21 protein-coding genes are annotated in these 23,341 nt (G+C 45.1%); 13 read left to right on the top strand and 8 right to left on the bottom strand.

Annotated elements, in window-relative coordinates; translation table 11 throughout:
• The first annotated feature begins 6 nt into the window (after positions 1–6).
• The 5 genes from PN836_RS04285 (at position 7) to PN836_RS04265 (ending at position 5,040) form a co-directional block, all read left to right on the top strand.
• Positions 7–1,161, top strand: a complete 1,155-nt coding sequence (locus PN836_RS04285; protein WP_395343870.1) for an acyl-CoA dehydrogenase family protein — start codon at positions 7–9, stop codon at positions 1,159–1,161.
• Between the two features lie 33 nt (positions 1,162–1,194).
• A complete protein-coding gene (locus tag PN836_RS04280) occupies positions 1,195–2,484 on the top strand; it encodes an enoyl-CoA hydratase/isomerase family protein (RefSeq protein ID WP_395343868.1) in 1,290 nt (429 codons plus the stop codon).
• A complete protein-coding gene (gene mmsB / locus PN836_RS04275) occupies positions 2,477–3,382 on the top strand; it encodes a 3-hydroxyisobutyrate dehydrogenase (RefSeq protein ID WP_395343866.1) in 906 nt (301 codons plus the stop codon). Before PN836_RS04280 ends, mmsB begins: the two co-directional genes overlap by 8 nt.
• A gap of 16 nt (positions 3,383–3,398) precedes the next feature.
• Positions 3,399–3,962, top strand: coding sequence for a D-glycero-beta-D-manno-heptose 1,7-bisphosphate 7-phosphatase (gene gmhB / locus PN836_RS04270; RefSeq protein WP_395343864.1), 564 nt, complete (start codon positions 3,399–3,401; stop codon positions 3,960–3,962).
• 400 nt (positions 3,963–4,362) lie between these two features.
• A complete protein-coding gene (locus PN836_RS04265) occupies positions 4,363–5,040 on the top strand; it encodes an MlaC/ttg2D family ABC transporter substrate-binding protein (protein ID WP_395343862.1) in 678 nt (225 codons plus the stop codon).
• Positions 5,041–5,105: 65 nt separating this feature from the next.
• Here the strand turns inward: PN836_RS04265 and PN836_RS04260 are convergent, their stop codons facing one another.
• Positions 5,106–5,987, bottom strand: coding sequence for a hydroxypyruvate isomerase family protein (locus PN836_RS04260; protein WP_395343860.1), 882 nt, complete (start codon positions 5,985–5,987; stop codon positions 5,106–5,108).
• A 371-nt stretch (positions 5,988–6,358) separates the two neighbouring features.
• Here PN836_RS04260 and PN836_RS04255 point away from each other — a divergent pair, with 371 nt between their 5' ends.
• A complete protein-coding gene (locus PN836_RS04255; RefSeq protein WP_395343858.1) occupies positions 6,359–6,985 on the top strand; it encodes a response regulator in 627 nt (208 codons plus the stop codon).
• A gap of 7 nt (positions 6,986–6,992) precedes the next feature.
• Here the strand turns inward: PN836_RS04255 and PN836_RS04250 are convergent, their stop codons facing one another.
• Positions 6,993–8,834 carry a sensor histidine kinase gene (locus PN836_RS04250; protein WP_395343855.1) on the bottom strand — a complete coding sequence of 614 codons (1,842 nt, stop codon included), beginning with the start codon at positions 8,832–8,834 and terminating at the stop codon, positions 6,993–6,995.
• A gap of 217 nt (positions 8,835–9,051) precedes the next feature.
• Between PN836_RS04250 and PN836_RS04245 the strand changes: the two genes are divergently transcribed.
• Both PN836_RS04245 and PN836_RS04240 read left to right on the top strand, forming a co-directional pair.
• Complete coding sequence (locus tag PN836_RS04245) at positions 9,052–9,453, top strand: helix-turn-helix domain-containing protein (protein WP_395343852.1); 402 nt, start codon at positions 9,052–9,054, stop codon at positions 9,451–9,453.
• A gap of 44 nt (positions 9,454–9,497) precedes the next feature.
• Positions 9,498–9,965 (top strand): energy transducer TonB, encoded by a 468-nt coding sequence (locus PN836_RS04240; RefSeq protein ID WP_395343850.1) that lies wholly within the window; start codon positions 9,498–9,500, stop codon positions 9,963–9,965.
• Here PN836_RS04240 and PN836_RS04235 read toward each other — a convergent pair.
• The 4 genes from PN836_RS04235 to PN836_RS04220 form a co-directional block, all read right to left on the bottom strand.
• Entirely contained in the window at positions 9,962–12,502 is a 2,541-nt protein-coding gene (locus PN836_RS04235; protein ID WP_395343848.1) for an ABC transporter permease, read from the bottom strand. The two genes, PN836_RS04240 and PN836_RS04235, sit on opposite strands and share 4 nt — an antisense overlap.
• Positions 12,486–13,190 carry an ABC transporter ATP-binding protein gene (locus tag PN836_RS04230; RefSeq protein WP_395343846.1) on the bottom strand — a complete coding sequence of 235 codons (705 nt, stop codon included), beginning with the start codon at positions 13,188–13,190 and terminating at the stop codon, positions 12,486–12,488. The genes PN836_RS04235 and PN836_RS04230 overlap by 17 nt, the downstream gene beginning before the upstream one ends.
• A 108-nt stretch (positions 13,191–13,298) precedes the next feature.
• Positions 13,299–14,894 (bottom strand): DUF3413 domain-containing protein, encoded by a 1,596-nt coding sequence (locus tag PN836_RS04225; protein ID WP_395343844.1) that lies wholly within the window; start codon positions 14,892–14,894, stop codon positions 13,299–13,301.
• 32 nt (positions 14,895–14,926) lie between these two features.
• Positions 14,927–15,166, bottom strand: coding sequence for a DUF1414 domain-containing protein (locus PN836_RS04220; protein WP_395343842.1), 240 nt, complete (start codon positions 15,164–15,166; stop codon positions 14,927–14,929).
• Between the two features lie 261 nt (positions 15,167–15,427).
• Between PN836_RS04220 and yejK the strand changes: the two genes are divergently transcribed.
• The 5 genes from yejK (at position 15,428) to PN836_RS04195 (ending at position 20,325) form a co-directional block, all read left to right on the top strand.
• Positions 15,428–16,456, top strand: coding sequence for a nucleoid-associated protein YejK (yejK, locus tag PN836_RS04215; RefSeq protein ID WP_395343840.1), 1,029 nt, complete (start codon positions 15,428–15,430; stop codon positions 16,454–16,456).
• Positions 16,453–17,394: a 6-carboxytetrahydropterin synthase gene (locus PN836_RS04210; protein WP_395343838.1), complete on the top strand. Its 942-nt coding sequence runs from the start codon at positions 16,453–16,455 to the stop codon at positions 17,392–17,394. The genes yejK and PN836_RS04210 overlap by 4 nt, the downstream gene beginning before the upstream one ends.
• Before the next feature lie 154 nt (positions 17,395–17,548).
• Positions 17,549–18,388 (top strand): M23 family metallopeptidase, encoded by an 840-nt coding sequence (locus PN836_RS04205; RefSeq protein ID WP_395345453.1) that lies wholly within the window; start codon positions 17,549–17,551, stop codon positions 18,386–18,388.
• 63 nt (positions 18,389–18,451) lie between these two features.
• A complete protein-coding gene (locus PN836_RS04200) occupies positions 18,452–19,666 on the top strand; it encodes a serine hydrolase domain-containing protein (protein ID WP_395343836.1) in 1,215 nt (404 codons plus the stop codon).
• A 140-nt stretch (positions 19,667–19,806) separates the two neighbouring features.
• The gene (locus PN836_RS04195) at positions 19,807–20,325 is read left to right on the top strand and encodes a TlpA family protein disulfide reductase (RefSeq protein WP_395343834.1); all 519 of its coding nucleotides are present in this window, start codon (positions 19,807–19,809) and stop codon (positions 20,323–20,325) included.
• 61 nt (positions 20,326–20,386) lie between these two features.
• On the opposite strand, the gene gnd is transcribed toward PN836_RS04195, so the two are convergent.
• Together gnd and PN836_RS04185 are read right to left on the bottom strand one after the other, a co-directional pair.
• On the bottom strand, positions 20,387–21,853 hold the full coding sequence (gene gnd / locus PN836_RS04190) for a decarboxylating NADP(+)-dependent phosphogluconate dehydrogenase (RefSeq protein ID WP_395343832.1): 1,467 nt from the start codon (positions 21,851–21,853) through the stop codon (positions 20,387–20,389).
• A gap of 207 nt (positions 21,854–22,060) precedes the next feature.
• Positions 22,061–23,248: an alpha/beta fold hydrolase gene (locus tag PN836_RS04185; RefSeq protein WP_395343830.1), complete on the bottom strand. Its 1,188-nt coding sequence runs from the start codon at positions 23,246–23,248 to the stop codon at positions 22,061–22,063.
• Positions 23,249–23,341: the final 93 nt, after the last annotated feature.

Below are 23,341 nucleotides of genomic sequence, written 5' to 3'. Positions count from 1 at the left end.
AAACGCATGAACTTTGAATTAAATGAAGACCAAATCGCTTTTGCCCAAACAGCGCAGCAGTTCGCGCAAAGTGAGATGGCACCGTTCGCCGCACAATGGGATCGTGAGCATCACTTTCCAGTTGAGGTGATAAAAAAAGCTGGAGAGCTTGGGTTTTGCAGTTTGTATACACCTGAAGAAGCTGGCGGACTGGGGCTTAGCCGTTTAGATTCATCCATTATCTTCGAGAAACTGGCGATGGGATGCACCACCACCACAGCCATGTTGACTATCCACAACATGGCAACGTGGATGATTGCTACTTGGGCCAGCGAGCAAGTTAAACAACAGTGGATGGATAAACTCGTCGCAGGAGAGGTGATTGCGAGCTATTGTTTAACCGAGCCGGGCGCAGGTTCAGATGCTGCGTCTTTGCGCACCAATGCCAAATTGGATGACAACACATACGTACTAAATGGTTCAAAGGTATTTATATCGGGTGCAGGTGCTACGCAAGTCCTAGTGGTTATGGCGCGAACTGGGGAAGCTGGCGCCAGCGGTGTAAGTGCTTTTGTTGTGCCTGCAGATGCGAAAGGTGTGAGTTATGGCAAAGCCGAAGAAAAAATGGGTTGGAATGCGCAGCCGACGCGAATGGTTAGCTTTGACAATGTAAAACTCGATGTCAGTCAAAGGCTGGGTGAAGAGGGTGAAGGATTTAAGTTTGCGATGCAGGGCTTAGACGGCGGACGAATCAACATTGCGACCTGTTCAGTTGGCACAGCACAACAAGCATTAAATACTGCTAGAGATTACATGCACGAGCGTTCGCAATTTGGTAAGCCCTTAGCCAGTTTTCAGGCTTTGCAGTTTAAACTGGCGGATATGGCAACAGAGCTGGTTGCCGCCCGTCAAATGGTGCGCCTGGCGGCGAGCAAAATTGATGAAAATCACCCTGATAAAACGACTTACTGTGCAATGGCCAAACGTTTTGCGACGGACGTGGGTTTCGAAGTATGCAACCAAGCTTTGCAAATCCATGGTGGTTACGGCTACATAAAAGAGTACCCACTTGAACGCCATGTTCGTGATGTGAGAGTACACCAAATCCTTGAGGGGACGAACGAAATTATGCGAGTTTTAGTCAGTCGCCGCTTACTTGGTGATGCCACCGAAATTATATGAATTCGACTTGTCTGGACGATAAAGGAAGAAAATATGTCATCTGACCCTGCGCACGAATCAAAAGTGCTTATTCGCTATCATGAGCTAAGTGCTGATGCGCAGCCAGCCACGGGCGCTATGCCAGGCAAAGCGGCAAAGCGTATTGTACAGCTCACCTTGAATAAGCCAAAAGCCTTGAACGCCCTCGACTTGGATATGGTGAACACACTACTAGATGCATTCGCCACTATCGAATCGGATGACGGTATTCTTGCAGTGCTGCTAGACAGCGCAGGAGACAAAGCATTTTGTGCGGGTGGGGATATTGTTTCGATGTATGAGGCAATGAAACATTGTGCATTAAACACGGCGAGTAAAGAAAATAGATCAAGCGAAAGTGACTTATCATCAAGTGACTTGTTACCCATGAACGCGACATTAACCGCGCCCCAGTTTTTGCGTGATTTCTTTTCACAAGAATATCGCCTCGACTACCTCATCCATACTTTTTCAAAACCGGTGATTGTTTGGGGCAATAGCATCATCATGGGCGGCGGGCTTGGGTTGTATGCTGGCTCGCACATTAAAATTCTGACGCCAAGCGCGCGTATTGCGATGCCTGAAATCACAATTGGGCTTTTTCCTGATGTGGGAGGCAGTTACTTTTTAAATCGTTTTCCGGCTGGTCTAGGGTTGTTTTTGGGGCTGACGGCGGCAAGTATTAATGCGGCGGACGCCAGCTTAATTGGCTTTGCCGACGCTGTGTTTGCGCATGAAGATAAAGCTGCATTCATCAACAAGCTGTGCGCCCAACAAGATTTCAGTAAAGACGCGATTAAAGCATTTACTCATCAACAAAGTGCCGAGAAAGAGTTGGAATTAAAACCCGCTAATCTTGCTGCTTTATTGCCATCTATTGCACGGTTAGATGGCAGCAGCTCGCTCTCACAAGCCGTTAAAACCTTGTATGAGCTAGTTGAAGCAGATACAGACCTTCCTCAGCAATCCTATTTGAAAAAGGCAATGGCCGCATACGAAAATGGCAGTGCGATCACCGCGCATCTGGTATTCGAGCAGTTAAAGCGTGCACAATCGATGAGTCTAGCTCAGTGCTTTCAAATGGAGCTTAACATCGCGCTTACCTGCGGCGCTTATGGTGAGTTTGAAGAGGGCGTAAGGGCACTTCTAATAGACAAAGACAATCAACCGCAATGGCATTTTGAAAGCATTGATCATGTGCCCGACGCACTTATTGATGCCCATTTTACTGCCGTGCTTTTGCGAGATTATACGCCTCAAAACGGCTCTCACCCATTAAGCGATTTAGGAGCGACTAATGGATAATGTAAGCAAACCCAGCATTGCATTTTTTGGCTTAGGCAATATGGGCGCAGGCATGGCAGAGAATCTTCTTAAAGCCGGCTACGTGCTATATGTATACGATTTATTCGAAGCTCAAGTGAAAGCCCTCGAAAATAAAGGGGCGATAGCAGCATCTAGTCCGCAAGAGGCGATTAAAGATGCGGAAATGGTCATTAGTATGCTGCCTGCGTCTAAGCATGTTGAGTCTCTTTATTTGGATGAGCAGGGTGGTTTAATCAATAGTGCGAAAAAGGGAACTGTGTTTATCGATTGCTCAACGATTGAGGCAAACACCGCACGCAAATTAAACGCCGCGCTATCACAAGCCGGGTTTTCATTCGCGGATGCACCCGTTTCGGGCGGTGTGGCGGGGGCAGCGGCTGGCACTCTCACGTTTATCGTCGGTGGTCAATCGCAAACTGTGGAGGCAATAAGAGCGGTGCTAGAAGCGATGGGGAGCAATATTTTTCACGCGGGGGATGCTGGCGCCGGTCAAGTGGCAAAAATCTGTAATAATATGCTCTTAGCCATATTAATGGCAGGAACGAGTGAGGCGCTGCAGTTGGCAATCGATAACGGTTTGGACCCTGTCGTGATGTCGAACATCATGAAAAAAAGCTCAGGCGATAATTGGACCTTACAAAAATACAATCCCTGCCCCAATGTTATGGAAAATGTACCATCTTCGAACGATTATCAAGGCGGTTTTCTTGTTGATCTGATGAACAAAGATTTAGGGCTGGCGATGGCGGCTGCGAGCGCGAATCAGTCCAATGTGCCATTGGGTGAGCTTGCGCAATCGCTTTATCGCGCGCATGCTGATAAGGGCAACGGTAGTAAAGATTTTTCAAGTATTTTTCAATCGCTCAAAGACAAATAGCCCAAGGATGTTTAATTTGCAAAAAGCGCTGTTTTTAGATCGCGATGGTGTGATTAACGTCAATCATGGTTACGTGTATGAAGCGGACAATTTTGACTGGGTTGAAGGAATATTTGCACTCATCAAACGCGCCAAAGCGGCGGACTATCTTGTGATAGTGGTCACTAATCAATCGGGTATCGGCAGAGGGATGTACAGCGAAGCTGATTTTAAAGATTTGACCGCTTGGATGTGTGCTGAAATTGAGCAGCGCGGCGGTAAAATCGATGATGTTTTTTATTGCCCACATCACCCGAGTGCGGGGCAGGGGGAATATTTACGAGACTGTGATTGTCGGAAGCCGAAAAGCGGTATGCTCACAAATGCCGCTAAAAAATGGGATATCTCACTTGCTCAAAGCATCATGGTGGGCGATAAGCTGATTGATATGAAGTGTGCCGCCAATGCGTCTCTCAGGCATGCTTTTTTGTTAAATACTGAATCAGAGGCAAGTTCAAACGCACATGGTGGTTTGCAAAAACACAATCATTGCTTTACCCAAATACGTGCCCTCAATGAAATTAATTTTTCCAACATCTAATCGTTAAATCTAAATCATCTTCCCAGCGCCAGTAACTTACTGTTTCGCTTGCTACTGTTCCTTTCGCTCAATTCCCTCACTTTAAAAGTACATTTCTTTTAAATGCTTGAAATAAAACGCCATTCGCCACGGTCTAGCTAATTAACCTAAACTCGGGGATAAAGCGACAGCACCAAGTAGTGATAGTTTAATAAATACATAGTCAAGACAGGCATTTGCACTATCGCTTATCCCGAGTTGAGATTAATTGAGGGGCATTGTCACAGTGTTTCAACACAAATGAGCAAGATTCTGACAGTTATACGAAGTAGTGAGCGTTAGGCTTTAGCTAGCACACACGCGTTAAAACCAAACATGGGTTATCAATCCTTTGCAATGGCCTTTAAATTGAAGGTAAAAAATGATGAAAAACAGTTTATTCCAAACTACTACCAGCATTAGACCATCATCGGTGAGACTGCTTGCGCTCATGTTTGTTGCCGTTGTGATGCTGGTTAACAGCGTTGACGCGCTCGCTGCCGATGCAAAAGATGAGGCGCTATTTAGCCTTGAACCTCAAGCAATGATAGAAACCGTTGCAAATCGTACCTTTGATAGAATTAAACGGGAGCAAGTAGCACTTAAGGAAAATCCTGCGCTAATGGATGACATTTTACGCGATGAGCTTATGCCATATATCGACTATCGGTTTTCTGCATTTAAAGTGCTCGGTCGTTATGCCCGCAAGGCCAAACCTGAAGAGCTCAAAGAGTACGTGGATTTATTTGAGGAATATTTGGTTTCGACCTATTCCGGCGCAATGGTAAATTACTCCGACCAAACAGTCGAGTTTGCTCCGAGCACTGCGGCTGATGAGCGCAGCGACTTAAGTATTCGCGCCAGCATAAAAGAACAGGGAAAGCCCGATATTGATATTATTTTTAAGCTTCGTAAAGACCGGCGCAGCCAAAAATGGTTAATCTATGATCTGGTCGCTGAAGGCATTAGTTTACTATCAAGTAAGCAAAGCGAATATGAGCCAGTGCTGCGCAAAGATGGAATGAATGGACTCATAGAACTGCTTAAATCACAAACATGAATAAGCTTTGAGTGTTCGTCATGCTTGCTCTAAATTCATATGCGAAGCAGCTTTATCGATATCGTCTAGACATCGCATATCTTAATCGCATTCAATAAAGACTCTGCTTTAGCAGTATTCCCTTTGGCGGCAGGTACAAATTCCTGCGCCAGATAGCCTTCGAAACCTGTTGCCACAATGGCCTTGGCAATAGCTGGATAATAGAGTTCTTGGGTGTCGTCTATTTCATGGCGACCCGGCACGCCAGCTGTGTGGTAGTGACCGTAAAACTGATGATTGTTTTGAATGTTGCGAATAATATCGCCTTCTTCAATTTGCATATGATAAATGTCGTAGAGCAGTTTGAAATTAGGGGAATCAATGGCCTTACATAGCTCAATACCCCACGCAGAGTTGTCAGCCATGTAATCAGGGTGGTCGACTTTGCTATTGAATAGCTCCAGCTGTAATACCACGCCGCGCTTTTTTGCATGAGGAACAACACGCTTGAGGCCTGTAATCGCGTTTTGTAAGCCTTCTTGTTCACTCATTCCTCTGGCATTACCACTGAAACAAACGAGGTTGGTGTATCCGGCATCTGCCACCAAATCAATATGCTTGAGATAGCGTTGCTCAAGGTCATCATGATGCTCTGGATGAATAAAACCATCCTCGAGATTAGGCTCTGCGCCGTTGCACATTGAAGAGTCGATGCCGTATTTTTTCAATACAGGCCAATCTTCAGGGCCGACTAAATCAATCGCACTAAATCCGATAGATTTCACCAGCACGCAAAGCTCTTCAATGCTTAAATGTCCATAGGTCCAACGGCTCACTGCGTGATTTATATTACCCTTTAGCTGCAGTAGTGCTGGTGGCGAGGCTAATGATGTTCCGGACACACCCGCAGCTGCCAAGGCGCTAATGGCGCTGATACGCTTTAGTAAATCTCGTCTACCTAAATCCATTTCCTGCTCCTGTTGAGGTAATTAACCTGAATCCTGTTTAAGAAACGGCGCTCAGCACCGCTAGAATTGCGAATTACTGCGTTGCAAAAGCCAGCAATAGAATAACTATTACGTGACTTTTGCGCCTTGTCCTTCACAATTCTAGCAGCACTGAGTGTAAAAATTAATTTAAGTATGTGAAACAAGCGCTTGCACCATTTCTTAAACAGGATTCGGGTTAATTAACCTGATGTGATGGTTAATAATGTCTATACATGCCTTTTACAAAAATACATTGCCTTCTATACTTATTCAAACAATGAATGAATAAACCATAGCGAAGTCCTCACAAGCAACGCTGCATAGCTAGAGCATCAGAAAAAACATCACCCATGTCCAAAGATATAAAAGTCCTTATAGCCGATGATCATCCCGCACTGCGTCTAGGTATTGCGGCATTGATTGATGATGAAACCGACATGTCGGTTATTGCTCAAGCAGAAAATGCAAAACGTGCGGTGGCGCTTTATCGCGAAAACAAACCTGATGTAGTCATTATGGATTTACAACTTCCCGATATGGATGGGGAACAGGCGATCTCCCAAATTTTAGCTGAAGATCCACACGCAAAAATAATCGTATTGACCACCTATGGCGGTGAAGATACGGTAAAGCGAACGATTAATGCGGGCGCTAGAGGATTTATGCTTAAAGATGCGGCAAGTAGCCGCATTATCGACGGCATACGCCATGTATTTAACGGCAATAGATTGCTCGAAGGCAATATAGCAGAACTGTATGCCGATGCTATGCAGCAAACGGATTTAACAGAGCGCGAAATGGAAATTTTACGCACAATTGCTCAAGGCAACTCCAACAAAGTCATCGCGTATAAGCTGAACATTAGTGAGGCCACTGTAAAGAACCACGTTGCCAATATATTGCAAAAATTAGAGGCGAAAGATCGTACTGATGCCATTATGATTTCCTTACAGCGCGGGATGATTCGTTTGCAGTAAAGTCGCTTTACGAGACTGCTAGGACAATACTTATTTGCGTGCCTTTGCTGCTTGTGTTCGTTGTCATTTTGGCATCAATGGAATCGGCTCGCTCTTGCATGCCTAATAACCCAAAGTGCCCCGGTTTGCTTTCATCAATACTGAAACCGTTGCCATCGTCCTCGACCGAAAATGTCCATTTTTGCTGAGTATACTCGACAGAAACAATAATGTGTTTGGCGTGAGCATGTTTCACTGCGTTGCGCATTGCTTCTAGCAAAATGGCGCAGATCTCAGAGGAAAACACGGTCTTCCAAGCGCCGGATGAGCGTTTGGGCACATTAAAATCTATTCTATCGTCCGATATTTGATGTTTTAGGGTCGTAAGTAAATAGTCGACCGAAATAGGCTCAGCATCATAGCGATACTGTTCGATGGCGTTGCGCCCTTCAACGGCCGTTTTATCAGCTAATTCAACTAAGTGTTGCAAGGAAGTGTGCAGTTTGCCTTCATCTTTCTCAGCCCAATTGAGCGCGCGCTGGCTGTGCAGCGACATTGCCATGACGCCTTGTAGAAGATTGTCATGCAATTCACGCGACATGCGAAGGCGTTCCTCGCGAGTGGCCTTTTCTTTAGTCAGCGCCTGTTTAAACTGCTCTCGCTCCGCATTCTGACGAAACTTAAAAATGGCAAAGCCTGCAAGCGCTAGCAGAACAACGAACGAAAGCGTCACTGCATACCGCTGCTGGTTGATAACAAGGTCTTTGTTCTGCGTGTCTTGACGCAAAATTTCAAGCTCCTTTTTCCGAATCTCTCCATCGTATATGTCGTTTAACCAAATTAATTCGCTTGACATGCGCCGCTGTTGTTCTGCCTTTAACATTGTGTAGGCGGATAAAAAGCTTTGCGCCGCTTTGTCATAATCTTGATTGCTCATCATCGCGCGAGCTTGCGCTTCAAGGGCTTTAGGCATGATAAAATCAAGCGGATTTTCCATCGATTTAGCCTGCTCCAGCATCTCATTTGCATAACGCATTGCTGATTCACTGTTTTGTAGCGCGCTGTGCGTCAGTACTAGCTCGTAAAGCAAATTCACCCGGAAAAGGGCTATCGGCGCTTGCTCAATGTTCGCATAGGCTTTTTCTAAACGTTGTTTTGCACGCGTTAAATCGCCGGCAAGTCTTGCATATTGTCCTTCAAGCTGTCCTAGGTAACCATGCATGAAGGGTGGGTCGTTCGGGTTTGAATAGTCAGCGGCTTTGGTGAGCGTCTTGCGCAGCGCTTCCACGTCTTGATTCTGATATTGAACCGTTGCTTTGTTATAGTGCAGTCGTAACAGTCGTTGTCGAACGTTATCGCTAGGATTTTGTTCATATAACGTGCGGGCTAACGAAATGGCTTTTGCGAGTTCGTTAGCCGCTTGTGTGCGTTGTCCAAGCTCGGTCATTATCCCCGCGCGACCGCTCAATGCCTCTATTTGCAAGCTAACATTGCCGGTTTTTCTTCCTAGCTCTGCGCTATCTAAGTAAAGCGCCATTGAACGAGTCAGCAAGTCTCCGTAAAAATACATCTGTGCTTGTTTATATAAAGCTGAGCCGCGTTGCTTATCATCTTGCGCAAGGGTGACAGCTCGACCATACGCGCTTGCAGCATCATTGTGTTGTTCATTGTCGTGAAGAGCTTTTGCGTATGCACAGGCTTCGTAGTAGCTGTCTAATTCTTGAATAGTGCGAATTAGCTCTGTGGCATTGGACGGAATCGATATGCTTTTTGAAGCGCCCTGATTATCCGTTTCCTCGCATGCTTGAACGATGGCGCTAGCGAGTAATAGTGAAGCAAACAAGGCTTTAAGGGCTATCAATTTAATCATGGGTACTCGTGTTTTGATGATGAGCTAATATTGAATGACCCGCATCATCATTGTGTTTGGTAATGATAATACAGCGCATTTCAACAAGATATGATGCTAAAGGTGCATGTTTCACTAGTTCTAATTACCCATTCTGCTTTGCCACTGAAATTTGTATTGTCTTTATTTGATTTGTGTCCGCTGTGCGTGGCATAAGCGGCTATTGAGGCAAAGTGTCATGACAACGGTTGAAGATAAGACAAGATCTACTTATTGTGCAAACATTAATAAGGCCTACGGACTAGCTGATCATCAAATTAAAAAGGTGCGTGATTATGTCAATGCGCATCTTGACGAAGACATTTCCATTGATGATCTTGCTGAACAAGTCTTTCTAAGTAAATTCCACTTTGCTCGATTATTTAAACTAAAGACTGGGAATAGCCCTTATCAATTCATTCTAAACTTGCGTTTGCAGCGCTCATTACACCTGTTGTGCGATACAAAAAGCGATATGACTGAAATTGCCCTTGCATCTGGCTTTTCATCGCAGTCTCATTATTGTGATGTGTTTAGACGAAAGCTAGGAACGACACCTGGAAAATTTAGGTCATTGCGCAATACTCATCAGCTTGCTTAATGGCAATGCTTAAACAAATCCTTGTAATGACTAAGGATGGGACCATGTACAGAATGATTTTGTTTCTCACGACCTTTGCCCTGTCGGCATGTCAAACGACAGAGGCACCACAATCATCTTTTGAAAAGGAGACCGGCGAAGTACCGAAACAATACATTGATCTGACTTCTCCCAATCCAAATCACGGTATCTTGGACTATTGGCAAGTAGAGACCAGAATCGACCCTAGATACCCTAGCACTGCCGCTCGGGATAGGCTTTCTGGTTGCGTTGAAACGATAGTGGGGATTGACACGGATGGACGTGCAGCAGAATTAGCCATACGATTCTCTTATCCACAAGGCGTATTTGATTATAGGGCCGTGGAGGCCTTAAAAGAGTGGCGCTGGACGCCTGCGAACACGAACCAAGAAAGACATCCCGTGCTTGCCGTGGTTAAATTATACTTTTCTGTTGCTAATTCTAAAAACAAGAAAGCGGTAGAAGCGTATTGTGGGGACAGTGGCCTCTAGCTTGATTCTTTAAGCAATTTTGCAGGTGAAATATTCAGCTTTCGATAAAGGTAAAGCGCACCTGCGCCGAACACAAGTGTGGATGAAAATGCGGAAACCATTATTCCTAACCAATATGCATCTAAGGTGAAGATTTTTAGCTGAATATTGAGTACCAAAAATGCAATGCTCAAGCCCAAGGCAACCGAAAACAGCGTCACGACCGTTGCAAGCAGCATATATTCAATGGCAATCGCTTTGCGAATGTATGAAATTCTTGCCCCTAAGCAGTACAAAATTACCGCATGATAACTTTGTTTATTGCGCCCTGCCGCCATTATGCTAGCAAGCACCATTAGGCTAACCAGAAGACTGATAGCGGACACCACGCTCAGGCCTCGACTTGCTTTGCTTAGCAAGTCATTTGCAGAATCGAGAAGGTCTTTTGTGCGCACGGTTATGATGTTCGGGAAGCTGTGCGCCAGCTCTGTTTGCAATAGCAGCGCCTCATCATCTTGCATGTAAATCGTGCCAACATGGCTTGAAATAGCGTTATCGAGTGCACCATTTGAAAAAATTGCTTCAAACCAAAAGCGTGTTTGGATGCCTTTTTGGCTATAGATACCAGTAAGTAAACCGCTTTGCTCCAGCCCAACAATCGAAAAGGTTACCGTATCGCCGGGTGTTAACGCCATTTGACTGGCTTCTCTGTCTTCCATGACAAAAGCGAAATCTAGGTTTGGATCTGCGTTTACTTTTTCCATTGTGGCGGCATTCCAAAGCGCACCGTCTACTATGCGAATATCATCTATATTATTGGCAAGGTAACTAAGCTTGTGCTCATCTCGCGCCATATCTTGCCAATCAATATCCAGTTTAGGCAAGTCACGTATTGGGATCCCATTTATTGCCGATATGCGCCCACGCACCATTGGCGCCAGAGTAAACTGCTTAAGCGATTCATAGCCTCGAACCGAAGCTTGCACGCTATCTTTTTGGTTTGACAATACGTCATACACTACTAGCGCAGGGGATTTTTCTGGGATGGTGGTTTCCACCAAACGAAGTAGCGCAACCACTATGACCGTGCATGCAACAAGTAAGGTCAAAGCAGTACCAAGCGATAAAAGGGTAATGCGCAGTGGCGTGCCAGGCCGGTGCATGTTGGCCAGCGCTAGGCGGGTCGCCGCGTGACTTGCTAACCATGGGCGATGTTCCATTGCGCGCGATATGCTACGAAGCCCATGCACCACTGCATCAAAAAACAACAGGCACAATACTACAGTGATTAAAAATGCCACGCCAAATAAAATACTAGGGATGGCCGCAAGTACCAAAGCAGCAAGTAATATAGTAAATATAACACTCGCGAGACGCCAGCGCGGCGCGATATTGTCGCCAATGTTGGTGTTGGCTCGAAATAAATGCGCTACATCCACTTGAAGTGCTTTCCCAAGAGCAGGCAGGGCGAAAGTAAATGCGGTAACAATACCAAATGATAAAGCGCTAAAACCCGCTATGAGCAAATCATTTACCTCAATACCTAAAGGTAGCTCTTGCGCGAGGGCAATGCTACCTAGCCAAGCCAGTACAGCACCAAAAGCCACTCCAATCAATCCTGAAATCAAAGCCAGAATTGCAATTTGAATAATAAAGACTCGCCCTATGCGGCCATCCCGTAAACCACAAGCTTTCAAGGTGGCAATGGTTTCTCGTTTGCTTTGAAGATATACTGATATGCTGTTAAACACGCCCAGACCGCCTATAAATAGCGTGCTAAATGCAACAATAAGTAATCCTGAGGCAACCTGAGACAGTCGTTGAGCAATGCGCTCACTTCTATCTTCAAAGGTTTGAATTTCCCATTCAGTATTCGGAAATTGCGCGATAAAGTCGGCTTTCCAGTCTTTTGCAGAGTGATTTGTTTTAACGCGATACTCATATTCTATTCGACTACCTGCGCTTAGTAGACCTGAGGCATTCATTGCATCTTCAGACAGCATCACGGGAGCACCCCGCCAACTGGCGCTCAGGCGTCGGTCAGGTTGCTCCAAAATGACCGCTCTTATTGTCAGCGTTAAATCACCTATATATACCGTGTCGCTTATTTTTAAGCGGTATCGCTGTGCCAAGACGCGGTCAATAGCCACTCCCCATTGTCCATCTTGTTTCGAGAGCGCTTTGCTTAAATCTTGCTCGCCTTTAAGCGTTAACTCTCCGTAAAGGGGATATGTAGCATCAGTGCTGAGCAGTTCGACTAATATGAATTGATCGTCTTCGGTGCTCATCATGGTGTCGAGCTCTCGAATTAGCGTAATGTCGCCGCGCTCACGTATCCAGTCTAATGCTTCGAGACTGATTGCCTGATTAGATTCAATTTCAAGATCACCTCCTAACAATGCACGAGTGTCAGCCAGCAGCGCTCGGTTGAGCATTTGATGTAGACTTGCGGCGGCCATTACCAGACACACCCCAAATACCAAGCATGCGCAGAATAGCCATAGCTGTTTAAGGCTTTGGCTTAAGTCAGCCCAGGCAAATTTAAGTGAGAAGGGCACTGTTATCTACAAGGCGAAGTTTACCCGACTCAAGCCAAAAATGGCGTTTACAACGTTTGGCTAATGTCATGTCGTGCGTTACCAGCACGAGGGTAGATTGGGATTGTGCATGCAAATCAAACAGCAAGTCGGCCACGCGTTTCCCCGTTTTTTCATCGAGGTTGCCGGTGGGCTCATCTGCTAGTATCAGCTTGGGCTGATGTACTAAGGCTCGCGCAATTGCAACGCGCTGCTGTTCGCCACCTGATAACTGCTGTGGGTAATGATGCATTCTATGTCCAAGCCCAACTTGTTCAAGCATGGCTTTTGCGCGCGCCACAGCCATTGATTGACCTGCGATGTCTAAAGGAAGGGCTGCGTTAGCGAGCGCCGTTAAGCTATCGATTAAATGAAATGACTGGAACACTATGCCCATGTTGTCGCGTCTGAAGTCAGCAAGTTGGTCAGGGGAAAGTTCAGACAATGCTTGTTTATTAAGCGTGATTGTACCGCCAGTAGGTTGCTCGAGCGCCGCTAATAATTGCAAAAGTGTGGTTTTTCCGGAGCCTGAGGGGCCGACAATAGCAACGGTATCGCCACGGTGCATGTCAAAGCTTAAGTCGTCTAATACTTTTAAGGGAGTGCTGTCTTGTTCAAACTCCATTGTGAGATGGCTTACGCTTATCAATTCAGTCTCCAGTAACAGCATGCAAATAATCATGTGCGCTTAGCGCACAGATGTCATACGCGTTCGGTTCTTACAAAGATTAAAAGCGCTCTGACAGCGCTTTTAAAATAGTGACTTTTTAGGGCTTCACTACTGACTGAAATTTTCTAAGTGTTTGATGGAGCGACTTAACATATTGGTATCAATATCAATTAGTACCTCTGACTGGTCGTTTACATCTATCACTTCATAGCTTCCGTCAATCGCCACTTGCGTTAAGAAGGGAGATTTAAAGTACACGATGTTATCGCCCATAGTGCTGACCAGCCAGTCTCGCGTCGGGTTTTGCAAAGCTTGTCCGGTTGAAAATCGATAAACGTCCGCTAAGCATCCAAATTGACGCGCAATAGTGGGTGCAATGTCTTCGTTGGTAGACGCTTGTGTACTGTCTGTGAAGTTTGAGAAAAGCTTATACATGCCATCTTGTGCGTCTTTGGCAACAAGCAAAACACTTGCGCCGTTGCTGATAGATGTGAAGTTCAGTTGATTAATCTGCTCGGCACTTACCAAAGCATAAAATAAGCCTGAGTCTGTTGTGTTTAAACTTTGCTGAAAGCTATTCCATGCCTGCTGCTTGTCGCTTAATTGGGTTGACGTTTGGGTATTTGCATCGTCGTCTTCGGCTAAGTCAGCACTGGCATCCTCGCTGATTGCGCCCTCATATGCCGACACCAAGCTTGATTCGACAAAGCGCGTGCTGTTGACGTTAAAAGCATTCAGTAAATCAATTATAACCGGAGGTGCAGAGGTACGCGTAACCAAATTGTAGGGAATGCCATATTGTAACTGCGTGAAAAATCGACTCGGATCGCTTTGAGTATTCAAATGAAACTTATTCGGTGTCAGTGCAGAAACATCGGCAGGATTGATTGCTTGATTGGACGCAAGCAATACGACTTTTTGCTGAGCATCAACACTGCAAAAAACATTTTTAGGGGGATACACAAAGCGATTTGATACACCTTGAATTTGCAATTCTTCACGCTGCTGACGGACCTCTAAATCCAACAGACCGTAGCGCGCCATTAACGTTTTTGCCGTAGCCGGATAGCTGAGTGGGAACATGTTGTCTTGCTTAAGTACAGGCGTGTAGAGTTTGGCATCTGCCCATACGTGAATAGCGTGACTTGCCATAAAACATAAAACAAAGAAGGTGGTGATGTAGCGGCTAATGTGGAGTTTTTGTAGTCTATCCATTCGCTGATAGATTGCATTGGCCACCACAAGTTGAAACATCAGCCAAATAATAAACAACAGACACAAATAAAACCATTGCAGCCAACTGAATGCGCCAACCTGCACCTGTGTTTCACTTCTAAGCAGTTCTGCTGAGCTAAAACTAATGTGAAAGCCTGTGTTGTTGTACACCAGTGCGTCAAATGCAAGTAGCGCAAGGGCAATGGCTGATATGACAGATGCAGTCCCGCGCAGCACTCGCATATTTTTGAGCTGATAGCAAAGCGGGAGCACTAATACCACAAAGACTAAAAACGAAATAAAGCTAATGTGCCCAAACCAGGTGCTCAGCATATATACAAAGCTAAGTGGAGTGTCGGCAACGGCGGTGGAAAATAAGTAGACCGAGGAAATCACAATCGCCATTAGTATATTGGCAAATGCAAACCAATGCCCCCATGCCACTTGCTGAGTAATTTGTTTGCGTCTTGGAGATTCTGTATAAATCATATATTAAGCGCTTTTCTTATTTTAGTTGTATCTTAATGAGTTGATTTTTTTGAGGTATTTTTTTCTACGCTTTTTTTGAGCACAGAGCAGAATTGCTCAAGCATATCGTCTCGGGCATGCTCATTTACTTGCTGACTAAAAATGTTTGATAAGACATTACCCAGCACCATAATGGATAGGTCGCGACTGGCTTTATGCTTTTCTAGTGCAACAAAGACGTCCTGCATCACAGCATCGAATTCTTCATTGCTATATTTTGACTGAATGGGCATGCATTTGTCCTATGCTTTTTATAAGAAAACTCGCTACAATTAGCGCGCTGTTTGTTGTGCTATAACGCATTGACTTTTATAAGAGCGTGAGCGTTGTTCAAGCGTGTATATCGAAGACTCGAATCAAAATAAGATTTCAAGCCGTCAGCTCGCTTCCTCAAGTCCGATGGGTCAAGTATAAGGGCAGTTAACGCGAACACAAATATTTATCAAAGAACGATTTCAATTAGAACGCTATTTTAATAAGGATAATTATTTTTAATGAGTGCTAACGTCAAAGAGTTTGTCGTCCACCGTATTATGCTCACCAATGATGGCAAACTGAATTTTTTGCCCCGCGGAAGCTGCTTTGAAGCAAGTCCTGAAATTGCAAGCTTAGGCGCTCAGTTGCATCAAACCTTTAATTCAAAGCCAGGAAAGGGAGTAGGTGGTTTTTCTAGCGAACAAGAAAATCCGGTGATGGACTTATTGCCCGACGTACTGAGTGGATCCCTTGATTTTCATGATTTTAGTTTGATTGCAGGCAAGCATTTGCTCGACACGATTGTGAACGAAGCGATGTTGGAGACAGGTTTTCTCATCTTCAATCACTACGAATACCTTGCCACCGACTATTTGATGATTGCTATGCTAGATACCAAAGAGCACGTTGAGGTAAATCATCATTTAGAAATTACCCAAAGTCAGCACTTGGACTTGTCTAAAATGCAGATTGCGGTGCGAATTGACTTAACTGCCTTTGATGTCAATAAGGATCAAAATAGATACATCAGCTTTTTAAAAGGCCGAATGGGTCGAAAAGTGGGTGACTTCTTTATGAAGTTCATTGGTTGTGAAGAAAAGGTCGATGTTAAGCAGCAAAACAAGCGACTGCTGCACGAAGTGGATGAGTATTTATCGGCGGAGCCGCTTCAAAAAGAAGAAAAGCAAGCTCATCGGGAAGCGTTGGCCGATTACTACAAAGAAAAAGTGAACTTAGGCGAAGAAGTGCACATTGCGGAACTGGATAAAGTATTGCCAAAACAAGGCGCGACTGAAGACGGTTTTGCGACGTATAACGCGTCACTCCCACAACCTATCGAAGCGCAATTTCAGCCTGACCGAAGTATGCTTACTGCAATGAAAAAGTTCTCTGGTGCAGGTGGCGGTGTGTCAGTGAGTTTTGAGAGAAAGCTTCTAGGCGAGCGGGTGCAATACGACCCTCAAAGTGACGTGCTCAGCATCAAAGGTATTCCACCAAATCTTAAAGATCAGCTGATGAAGTCACTGAATAACGAGAATAGCGAATGAAGCTTTTTGTAAATGATCTTACCGTCATGGATTTTTCTTATTTATGCCCAAAGCGCGGCATGGTGGGAGAGAGCTGGATTGTGGATATAGTGCTCGATGGCGGCTTAAACGAAGAAAGCATGGTGCAAGACTTCGGCATTGTAAAAAAGCAGTTAAAAAAGCTTATAGATGAATACGTTGATCATAAACTCGTGGTGCCTGCTGAATACGAAGGCGTGCACATACAGCATGATCAAACCGAAGGGCGTGTCAGGGTTGATTTTACCTACAGCAATAAAGCGGAAGATGCGAACATCGAGAGTATCCACTTGTTGTGCCCGCCTGAAGCATATGCCTTCGTGTATGACACCAGCGTGAATATGCATTCAGTAAGGGCATATTTGAAAGATGTGATTAAAACCCACTTGCCGGAAAATGTGCACAGTATTGATATTGACTTGCGAACCGAAGTGATTGACTCGCCTTATTATCACTACACCCACGGATTGAAGAAACATGATGGCAACTGTCAGCGCATTGCTCATGGTCATCGTTCAAAAGTGATTGTGCATGAAAACGGCAAGCGAAGCACACATCGCGAGGCATATTGGGCTAAACGTTGGGAGGATATATATATTGGTACCGAAGAAGATTTGGTAGATGCGGATACACTAATGCTGGTATCGCTTGATTCTCAAGATGCAGTATCTAGCAAAATCAGTAATCAAAGGCATTATTGTTTCGCTTATGAGGCCTCCCAAGGGCGTTTTGAAATGGCGATCCCTAAATCGGCATGTGAAATTGTAAAATATGATTCTACGGTTGAATGCTTGGCGCAATACATGTTGGAAGAGCTTACTCTCAAGGCAGCAGACTTAAACTCTGGGACGGCGACGGAATTTGAAGTACGGGCATTTGAAGGTGTAGGCAAAGGCGCCATGGTGAGTTCGAGAGGATGAGTCGTGATAAGAAACATCGAAGGTGTGTTGAGGAAGTAGTATGAGCGCTATGTTTGTAAAGTACTCTGTTGAGCTAATGCGTAAATTTAGGTTTCAGCAAACGCGATTTTTCTTATTCGCATTAGTTGGATTTGCATTAATCTGCATGCCGTTAATGTCGGGTGCTGTTGCTCAAGACGCGTCGTCTGCGCGAGATGCAATGCCGCAAGAGATTGAGCTTAAAGGCGAAATGACGCAAGGCAGCCTGATTCGCGGTCAGTTACCCCCAGGTAGTAAAGTGTGGCTCAACGATGAGGCGATTGACCTATCAAGTACCGGCGCGTTTGTTTTTGGATTCGGTCGAGATGCTCAGCTTGAACATCGCTTAAGCTGGGAATTACCAAGTTCCAGCAAAGACAGCCAAAGTCTGAATACGCCATTACACCAAAAGCACAGTAAAATACTTAAGCTGGCAAAACGAACTTATGATATCGATCGCATCGAAGGTGTGGCGCAAAAATATGTTAGCCCACCTGAAGAAGTGCTTGCACGCATCCGTCAGGACAATCGCCAAATTGCAAGCGCCAGAGCCGTGCGCTCTGAGTTGGACAACTTTCAACAAAACTTTATCTTACCTGCACAGGGCAGAATTTCTGGCGTATATGGTTCCCAGCGCGTATTTAATGGCGAGCCACGACGACCTCACTTTGGATTAGACGTGGCAAATGCTGTGGGTACAGCTGTTATTGCACCTGCCGGCGGCGTAATCAGCCTAGCGCATGACGATATGTACTATTCAGGCGGCACACTCATTATGGATCACGGCTTTGGCGTATCATCTACTTTTATCCATTTAAGTAAAATTCATGTGAGCGTGGGGCAACGCGTTGAGCAAGGTGACCTTATTGGTGAAATTGGCGCAACAGGGCGAGTAACCGGGCCGCATTTAGATTGGCGTATTAATTGGTATCGCGAGCGATTAGATCCAGGTTTGCTGGTCGATTTGCCCGAGTGACAATGCCTCACGTAAAAAAGCGCTGACAAAGACGCATAACAGCAAGTCAAATAAAGGAAAGATATGAAAAAGTGGATTGCGGGGATACTGCTTACGCTTCTCGTTGTAGCAGCGGTCGCTTGGTTTAGTCTTGATAAAAGTGTTCGATTCTTATTGCTGAATCCGCCCGCAAACGAAAATGTGCTGTTTTGGAGCACAGCTCAGCGTGATGCAGGCTTTCGTTCCATTGAAAAGATCAACATCCTGCCTTTGCGAACAGTTTTAAAAGGCGAAGCGCCGAGCACTGATTCCGTATTTGCATTAAATAAGGGTGATCCCTTAAGTATTGACGATGATTACTTGCAAAATTACATGCGAGAAAATCGAGCAGCTGCGCTAATCGTGATGCATAAGGGGAAGGTTGTACTTGAGAAGTACGGATTGGACTTTAATGCTGACGAAAAATGGACAAGCTTTTCAGTGGCAAAATCATTTACCTCAACCTTGGTGGGTGCAGCAATTAAAGATGGCTTTATTACCAGCCTAGACGACAAAGTGAGCGATTATATTCATGATATGAGAGGCAGCGTATATGACGATGTAAGCATAGAACAATTGCTTACCATGACCTCTGGCGTGAAGTGGAATGAAGACTACAGCGACCCAAATTCAGATGTATCAAAGTTCAACTTTGAACAAGCAGACGATGGCGTGGATGCCACAGCGAGCTATATGAGAAGCCTTTCAAGGGCTGCGCCTGCTGGTAGTCAATGGTTATACAGCACGGGTGAAACTAACCTGATTGGATTATTGATTGTTGAAGCCACGGGCAAAACACTCTCGGAGTATTTATCTGAAAAGGTTTGGTCAAAAATAGGCGCCGAACAAGATGCTACCTGGATTTTAGGTGCCACAGGCAACGAAATTGGAGGGTGCTGTATCCAAGCGACTACCCGCGACTATTTGCGATTTGGGCAGTATGTGCTGTCGCAAATAAAAGCATCGGAGTCAGCTGCTTCGACTGAATCCATCGTTCCAGACGGATGGTGGGAAAAAGCCGTTACCACTCAGGCTGATATTGGCTCATCAACCGGCGGCTATGGCTTTCAATGGTGGACGTCAAACGATGGCAGTTTTGAGGGTAAAGGTATATTTGGCCAAGGCTTATTTATTGATCCCCAGCTAGATTTAGTGATTGCGCTCAACAGCAATTGGGAAAATGCCTCTGGAGGTAGAGAAATTGCGGCTCGACAGGCAATGTATCAACGTATTCAGCAAGCGGTGCTCGCTGCTAGATAGCCTAAAGAGAGCGTTCTAGATGGTTTAAGGCTTCATGGTATGTATCAAGCCAATTACACATCATAGATTAGGCAATAAAAAGACAATTACAGCATTGTCATCATGCAGTTGAGACGCACATCATTATTGAGGGATCATGTATGCCAGAAAGTAGCAGTGCAAGCGGCCGTAAACTGCTTTTGTGGCTTCGAGATATCGCCATATTTGCCGTTGTGATATTTGCAGTTATGGCTTGGCAATCGAGAAATATGCTTGATAGTGACGGTAGTGTGAGCGTGCCGCAAAGCCAGCTCGTCACCCTAAGCGGTGAAGTAAAGCCTATGCTGGTTACGGACAAGCCAAACTTGATTTACTTCTTTGCGCCATGGTGTCAAATATGCGCCTTGAGTATTGATAACTTGGAATACCTGAATAAGGATAGAGTTAACGTCGTAGTCATAGCGTTAGATTACCAAAGCCAGGAAGAAATCGAGGCTTTTGTGAGTGAGCATGCAGTGTTGGCAGAGGTGTTTATGGGCACGCAGGAACTCAAGCAGCGTTTTCAAATACAGGGTTATCCAAGCTATTATCTACTGGATGAAAGCGGGGCAGTGGTTAGTAGCTCGTTTGGGTATTCAACGGCTGTCGGTTTGAAATTAAGAGAAGTGTTTGGCGCTTAGAGAGAAAATCGCTAAGCACCATTCCTTAAACACGATTCAGGTTATCTGCTAAATGGACTTTTTACACATCGTAAGTGGTTGAAGAGGTGTTTCCTCCACGCCCTGTCCAATTGGTATGGAAAAACTCTCCACGGGGCTTGTCTTTGCGTTCATAGGTATGCGCGCCAAAGTAATCGCGCTGTGCTTGCAACAGGTTGGCAGGTAAATCTGCCGTGCGATAGCCGTCAAAGTAGCTAAGTGCTGCTGAAATACAAGGCATTGCCACGCCATTTAGCGTTGCAGCCGCAATGACATTTCTCCAGCCGGTTTGCGATTTTGCTAACATGTCATTGAAGTAAGAGTCGAGCATCAGATTGTCTAAGTCAGGGTGCTTGTCGTAAGCCTGCTTTATGTTATCTAAAAATACTGAGCGGATTATGCAGCCTTCGCGCCACATCATAGCGATTGAGCCATAGTCTAGTTTCCAACTGTACTCGCTAGCGGCCTCTTGAATTAAGGCAAAGCCTTGAGCGTAAGATACAATTTTAGCGCCGAGAAGGGCGTGTTTTAAATCTTCTATAAACACCGCTTTATCACCACTGAAGGTTTTTGCAGGGCCTGAAATTGCGGATGCAGCCGCAACACGCTGATCTTTGAGCGCAGATAAACATCTGGCAAAAACCGCTTCACCAATGAGAGTAAGTGGCACGCCTAAGTGCAAGGCCGTCACGCCTGTCCATTTGCCGGTGCCTTTTTGGCCTGCGGTGTCTAATATTTTTTCAACAAGTGCCTCGCCATCTTCTTTGTAAGCCAGAATGTCGGCGGTAATGTCAATTAAGTAGCTTGAAAGCTCAGTTTGCTTCCATTGTTCAAACACGGCCTGAATTTCATCAGCGGACATGCCAAGCAAGTCGCGCATGATTAAATACCCCTCGCAGATAATCTGCATATCACCATATTCAATGCCGTTATGTACCATTTTTACAAAGTGTCCGGCGCCAGCTTCGCCTACCCAATCACAGCACGGCACGGTTAGCTCACCATTTTCATCTTTCACTTTAGCGGAAATAGCTTGGAAAATAGGTTTAACGTGCGGCCATGCATCAGGATTGCCGCCTGGCATAATCGATGGGCCAAGCAAAGCACCTTCTTCACCACCAGATACACCCGCACCAACATATAAAATGCCCTTTTCACCCAATGAGGCAGTGCGGCGGTTTGAATCTTCAAACTGGCTGTTGCCGCCATCAATAACGATGTCGCCTTTATCGAGGTGAGGAAGCAGCTGTTCAATAAAATCATCAACGGGCTTTCCGGATTTTACCATCAGCATGATTTTTCGAGGCGAAGAAAGAGATGCTAGTAAGCTTTCAATAGAATCAGCGCCACGAATACTCTTGTCTTTCGCTCGCCCCGCTAAAAAGCTTTCCACTTTATGATAAGAGCGATTATAAGCCGTTACAGTAAAGCCTTTGCTGGCCATGTTAAGGATTAAATTCTCGCCCATAACGGCAAGCCCGACGACGGCAATATCTGACTGTGCTTTCATAAAGTTCCTTTGTTCGCTTGTTGCTAGTGACACCGATAGCTGATTGTTTCTTATCGGTACTGACTGGATGTGACTATGGTACGACATTCTAAGATGTTAAGTAACGATAACAACTACTAATTTTTACCAATGATTATTTTATTTGCTAATTAGTTATTACGTTTTGAAAAACAGGTCGTTAACAGCTTGATAAATCATACATGGCATTCAGGCGTTTTGCTTAGGTGCCAATACGCTATCAATGTGCAAAGTGCCGCTTAGGGTTTTGTGTACGGGACATTTATTTGCGATTTCTAAGAGCCTCTGCCGCTGGGCGTCGGTAACATCTCCAATGAGTGAAATTTCGCGGGCAAGGGTTTGCGAGCCATCATCATTTTTTTGATGTTTTACAGACACTGATACATGCTCAAGTGGTAATTTTTTAAGATCTGCGTACATTCGAATTGTCATGGATGTGCAGGTGCCCAAGGCCGCTTTCAGATGTTCAAAAGGAGAGGGGCCTAAGTTTTGCCCGCCCATTTCGATGGGTTCGTCAGCTAGCCATGCATGCTCATTACTCAAGACTAAATTCGTAAATTTGTGGTCTTTTTCTTCTACGTTAAGCACATCGCTGTGAGTTAATGTGGCACGTTCCTGATGGCTTTCATCCACTATATACGCTTCTGCCCAACCAGAAATGGCTTTTGCCACATATTCAGTGTCGGCTTTGTTAGTAAGTAGATGGTCAGCCTTGTTTAGACTGATAAAGCTTTTAGGATGTTTCGCCCACTGATATATTTTTTCGGCTTGTGAAATTGGGACGATTTCATCAATGGGAGAGTGCATGACCAGCAAGGCCTTACCTGCTAGTGAAAAATGCTTGTGGGAGTATTTGTCTAAATCATCTAAAAATTGTTTTTTGATCGTAAAACTGCGCATGCCAAGTTTAACATGGGCAAGTCCGGTATTTTGAATCTCACCGATATCATCCACAAAATTTTGCACCACACGTTTAGCCGTTGCAGGGGAGCCGATGGTGACAATTGCTTTGACGCTTTGGAGTCTATCTTGAATAGACAGCATAGCAGCGCCGCCAAGGCTGTGCCCCACCAGCATTTGCGGTGCGAGATGATGCTCTGATAAATATGCGGCGGCAGCGAGTACGTCGTCTAAATTAGATGAAAAGTTCGTGTTTGAAAAGTCACCGTCGCTATTACCAAGCCCCGTAAAATCAAATCGTAATACTGCAAAACCGTGTTCAACCAAGCTGGTCGATATCCTGCTGGCGGCAGCAATGTCTTTGCCGCAGGTAAAACAATGTGCAAATAGTGCATATGCTTTAATTTTACCCGAGGGTTTCTCAAGAAGCCCGGATAAGGTGTTTTCCCCGCTTTTAAAATTAACTTTTTCTCGCATTTTGCTTTTAGACTCACGTATTCACTTAGGCTAAAAGTAGCGCTAAATGAAACAATTCGCCAATTGCGCAAAAAGAGCGTTTCGCAGCGCTCT

It is taken from the genome of Ningiella algicola, from assembly GCF_028401415.2.
GTDB lineage: Bacteria > Pseudomonadota > Gammaproteobacteria > Enterobacterales > Alteromonadaceae > Glaciecola.
Note: the sequence above shows the minus strand (reverse complement) of the source record. Positions and strands in the feature narration are given on the sequence as shown.